Annotated in this window: 4 protein-coding genes; 2 read left to right on the forward strand and 2 right to left on the reverse strand. The window is 42.0% G+C overall.

Annotated features, from left to right (window positions below; all coding sequences use genetic code 11):
• Window positions 1-39 precede the first annotated feature (39 nt).
• Both GNF10_RS35135 and GNF10_RS35140 read left to right on the forward strand, forming a co-directional pair.
• Window positions 40-291 carry an N-acetylmuramoyl-L-alanine amidase gene (locus tag GNF10_RS35135; RefSeq protein ID WP_185580861.1) on the forward strand — a complete coding sequence of 84 codons (252 nt, stop codon included), beginning with the start codon at window positions 40-42 and terminating at the stop codon, window positions 289-291.
• 160 nt (window positions 292-451) lie between these two features.
• Window positions 452-1120: an AIM24 family protein gene (locus GNF10_RS35140; RefSeq protein WP_185580860.1), complete on the forward strand. Its 669-nt coding sequence runs from the start codon at window positions 452-454 to the stop codon at window positions 1118-1120.
• Window positions 1121-1436: 316 nt separating this feature from the next.
• On the opposite strand, the gene alaS is transcribed toward GNF10_RS35140, so the two are convergent.
• Together alaS and GNF10_RS35150 are read right to left on the reverse strand one after the other, a co-directional pair.
• Entirely contained in the window at window positions 1437-4079 is a 2643-nt protein-coding gene (alaS, locus tag GNF10_RS35145) for an alanine--tRNA ligase (RefSeq protein ID WP_185580859.1), read from the reverse strand.
• Between the two features lie 28 nt (window positions 4080-4107).
• Window positions 4108-4278 carry a hypothetical protein gene (locus GNF10_RS35150; protein WP_185580858.1) on the reverse strand — a complete coding sequence of 57 codons (171 nt, stop codon included), beginning with the start codon at window positions 4276-4278 and terminating at the stop codon, window positions 4108-4110.
• Window positions 4279-5044 lie beyond the last annotated feature (766 nt).

A 5044-nucleotide genomic window follows, 5' to 3' on the forward strand; every position in this document is an offset into this window, starting at 1 on the left:
TAAATTATATTTTCACTTACAAGCATTGTTAATTGATTCTTGATCTGGCTTAAATACGACTTTTTCAGCAAGCCCTATCTAGTTAACCAACTAGGGCGTTCATCAATGGGGGTGTTTTGGAACAATTTGGCGCTAACTCGTCCCTCTACAGCACCATCAGTGGTAATGGAACTGGGTTTTATGACCAACCCCGAAGAATTTGAATGGATAGCCAACGCCGATGAACAAAAAAAATTAGCGCGAGTCTTGGCAGATGGTGTTGTTAAGTGGTTTCAGCGTGCGATCACTTAAGCAAGTAGATGCAAATAAAGTTAAGTGCTGAATGCAACCATTATATTTTAATGGCAGTAAATTTTTCTGACTTGCCATTTGTAAAAATAGATGCCAAAAATGTATATAAATTCTGCTTAAGAGCCAAGTAGACATTTCTGCAAACATCAAAAGAAAAATTATGGCAAGTTTTGAAATAATCGAAAAAGAAAGCTTACGTTTAGTCAAAGTCACTTTGCAAAACGAAACAGTACGGACTGAATCTGGTGCTATGTACTATATTCGTGGCAATGTTCAGATGCAATCTAAAGCCCCTTCAGCAGGCGGGTTTTTAAAATCATTAGCCACGGGAGAAAATATTTTCCGTCCTACATATACAGGTACGGGGGAATTATATTTAGAGCCGTCTTTAGCGGGATATCACATTCTAGAATTAGACGGTAGTGAATGGATTTTAGATAGTGGCGCTTATTGGGCTAGCGATGGCAGTATAGATGTAGGAATTGAACGAAACAAATTTGTATCAGGCTTAATTGGTGGCGAGGGTTTGTTTCAAACAAAAGTCAAAGGTAGGGGTAAAGTGGTAATGGTAGCACAAGGCCCTGTAGAAGTAATAAATTTACAAAATGACCGATTAGTTGTCGATGGAAATTTTGCGATCGCTCGCACAAATACTTTAAATTATCGCGTTGAAAAAGCTACCAAATCTCTTTTAGGTTCGATGACTTCTGGGGAATTTCTCGTCAATACTTTTGAGGGAACTGGGACTGTATTGCTTGCTCCCATACCTTACTGGAAAGTCATGATGATCCGGCAAATTACTGCTGCGCTACCAAAAACTTCTAGCTAAGAATCAAAGGATTTTAGCTATTAGCCTCAGAGGATGTTTTAAAAGTCCCCTTATCTGTATCAAAAGTTCAGATCCCCCTAAATCCACGCCACTTGCTCTACTTGGGGAAACCCCATCGCTCTTAGCGTCTCCCCTTGGGAGAAGACCGCAGTGGCTCCCCTTAAAAAGGGGGACTTTGATTCCGGTTCCTCCCTTTTTTAGGGGGGCTAGGGGGGGATCTAGAAGTACTTAAAAGCACAACCAAACACTTTTAAAACAACCTCTTAGAATAGAATTCTAAAGCTAATAGCAACGAACTGGGATTGTCAGATGTGGGTTAAGCCAATGCGGACTTTAAATCACTTTCCGCTTGTCCTAACGCATCTGGTAATTTACTCGCATCACGTCCGCCAGCTTGGGCTAAGTTCGGTCTTCCACCGCCGCCACCACCGCAGATTTTAGCGATCGCACCGACAAATTTACCAGCCTGTAAACCTTTTTTGTTGACTTCTGGACTAAAAGCTGCAACTATGCTAACTTTATCGGCTTCGGGAACAGAACCTAGCACCACTGCACCGTTACCGATTTTTTGTAACAGGCGTTCGGCTGCGGTTTTCAATGATTCTGGATCGACATTTTCTAATTGGGCGACGATAATTTTATGATCGCCTACAGTCTCGGCTGTTTGCAGCAAACTGTCAGATTTAGCGATCGCTAATTGTACCTTCAAGGTTTCCAATTCCTTCTGACTATTTCTGAGTTCGCTTTGCAGACTTGTAACTCTGTCTGGTAATTCTTCGGGTTTCACTTTAAAGCGATCGCTCAAATCTTTAACTACTTTATCCCGCAGGTTGAGATAATCTAGGATTGCTGGCCCCGAAACAGCTTCAATGCGCCGCACCCCAGAAGCCACGCCAGCTTCCGAGATAATCTTAAACACGCCAATTTCGGCAGTATTGCTGACATGAGTGCCACCGCAGAGTTCCATTGATACGCTAGGGAAGTCAATCACTCGCACTTCATCGCCGTATTTCTCACCGAACATGGCAACAGCACCCTTAGCTTTCGCCTCGGCTATTGGTAATACTTCCACCTTTGCGGCGTGTGCTTCTGCAATCCAACTGTTCACCTGTTCTTCAACTTGTTGCACTTCCTCTGCTGTCAATGCGCGGGGACAGTTGAAGTCAAAGCGCAATCTGTCAAAGGAAACTAGAGAACCAGCTTGAGATATGCCATCATCAACAATTTTTTTCAACGCCGCTTGCAACAAGTGCGTTGCGGTATGGTTAGCTTGGGCGCGACGGCGACAAGCCGGATCAATTTGGGCTGTGACAGGATCGCCTACGCGCAGTGTACCGCGTTCGATTCGTCCGAAGTGAACAAAGAAATCAGATTCTTTCTTCACATCTTCAATGCGAACAACAATACCATCACCAGAGATATAACCGCGATCGCCAATTTGTCCGCCAGATTCAGCATAAAATGGCGTTTTATCAAGGACTATTTGTACCTGTGTCCCCGCTTCTGCTTCTTCTTGAGAAACACCTTCTAGCAAAATCGCTTCGATTATTGCCGTCGCCGCCGATTGGGTGTAGCCTAAAAACTCGGTGACTTGGATGTGTTCTGCTAGCTTGTCGAGGGAACCTTGGACAGTTAAATCGATGGTTTCATGTGCATCTCTACCACGTCCTTTTTGAATTTCCATTTGTGCCTCAAATCCCTCAGCATCAACTGTGAGATTATTTTCTTCGGCAACTTCTTGAGTAAGTTCGAGGGGAAATCCGTAGGTGTCATAAAGGGTAAATGCACTTTCACCACTAATTTGAGTATTTCCTTGCTGCTTCACCTCTTGGATAATTTCTTCTAAGAGTTTTTCGCCTCTATCCAAAGTTCTGAGGAAATTTGATTCTTCTCGTTGCAACTCAGCTTTAATTGCTGCTTCCCGTTGGCGCACATTGGGGTAAGCTGATTCCGAAAGAGCGATCGCAGTTTCGGCAACTTGGGTAGTAAATTCGCTAGAAATCCCAATTAATCGCCCATGACGCACCACCCGCCGAATCAATCGCCGCAGTACATAACCCCTTCCCACATTAGAAGCGCGAATTTCATCAGCGATCATGTGGATGACAGCACGAATATGATCGCCAATAACTTTTAGGGAAGTTTTAGTTTTTTCATCACTGCTGTGGTAGTCAATGGCAGCAATTTGGGCGGCTGTTTGAATAATTGGGAAAATCAGGTCAGTTTCGTAGTTATTGGGCACTTTTTGGAGGATTTGCGCCATTCTGTCCAAACCCATACCGGTGTCGATGTTCTTGTTTTGCAGTGGCGTTAAATTGCCTGAAGCATCCCGGTTATATTGCATGAACACGAGGTTGTAAAACTCGATGAATCGGGAATCGTCTTCTAAATCGATATTTTCGTCACCGCGTTCTGGGTGGAAGTCGTAATATATTTCTGAACAAGGGCCACAAGGGCCAGTCGGGCCAGATACCCAAAAGTTATCATCTTCGCCCAAGCGTTTAATTCTTGCTACCGGCACACCAATTTGATCGCGCCAGATAGCAAAGGCTTCATCATCTTCTTCAAAAACGCTGACAACCAGATTTTGGGGAGAAAAGCCAAAGACTTGTGTGGAGATTTCCCAGCCCCAAGCGATCGCTTGTTCTTTAAAATAATCACCAAAGCTGAAATTACCCAGCATCTCAAAAAAGGTGTGATGCCGTTTAGTGCGCCCGACATTTTCGATGTCGTTGGTACGGATACACTTTTGTGAAGTCGTAGCCCGCTTAAATTCTGGTGTCCTCTGCCCCAAGAATATCGGCTTAAATGGTAGCATCCCCGCGATCGTCAACAGTACGGTTGGATCTTCTGGCACGAGAGAGGCACTTGGGAGGATTTGGTGACTCCGTTGGGCAAAGAAGTTGAGGAATGTGTTGCGAATTTCGTTACCGCTTAGGTACTGGGGATTTGAAGACATAGGTGTTTTTAACTTGAGACTTTAGACTCTAGACTTGGGCGTAGCGGCACTGGGTAAGTGTATTTTCATAAATAGCTTTATATATTCTTGCATTTTGTTTCATATTACCGCCAGCAAATTGTACAAGTCTGTAAGCTATACGCAGTGATGAGGATGCTTTTAGACCTACATTATCTGACTCTGGTAGGGTGTGCTGCATCTGCGCCCGTCCTAGACATCGTAATTTTGGTCTTTAAGATTAATCCTTAAGAAATAGTTTAAAATTCCCATACTAGGGTAGCAAATGGCACTAAAACTAAAAGTATCAAATATTGCTTGCCTTACTAAGGGCGAAATTCAACTAATTAACCCACATTAGGGGCAGGTTTTGACATCAAACTTTTTATTTAGCTTTTTTTCGAGATTTTATGATGTTGCAATCAATTAAACAACCAATTAAACAAAAGATGTGACTTAAGTAAAGAAACACAGATAAAGTGCGTAGCAGAGATATTTTATTTATCCTGCTAAAACATTGTGAACCCAAGTTTCACTTCTCACTTAATTTGGGTATTTTTCACCTGATAAATTCGCTCTATAATTCTAGAGCTTATTAGTGCCAGAAAGCTCCTGCCCATAGCAGTAGGGATTTTTGGTGTCTATTTAGTTCGCATTCTTTTTGCAATTCCGCTCTTACCTTAATACTTGATTCAAGCCTAAGTTATAAACCAAAAGGCTGAATTCACCTATGAGAAATAACTTTTTTAATTCAGCGATCAAAATATAAATTTGATTGTTGAATTAAGGAAGTTTATAATTTATTTATTTTTCTACACAAAAAGAAATTTATTCGTTTAATGCGGAGGTTATTTCGAGCTATTTATTTTTGTAATTTAATCAGAAAAAGAACACTTAAGAAAGTACATGAAGAGGCTTGATACGTCTCAATATTATTCAGTATTTTTACTGTTTGAAAAACATAGTGT

The sequence above is a fragment of the Nostoc sp. UCD121 genome (assembly GCF_014222285.1).
Taxonomy (GTDB): domain Bacteria; phylum Cyanobacteriota; class Cyanobacteriia; order Cyanobacteriales; family Nostocaceae; genus Nostoc.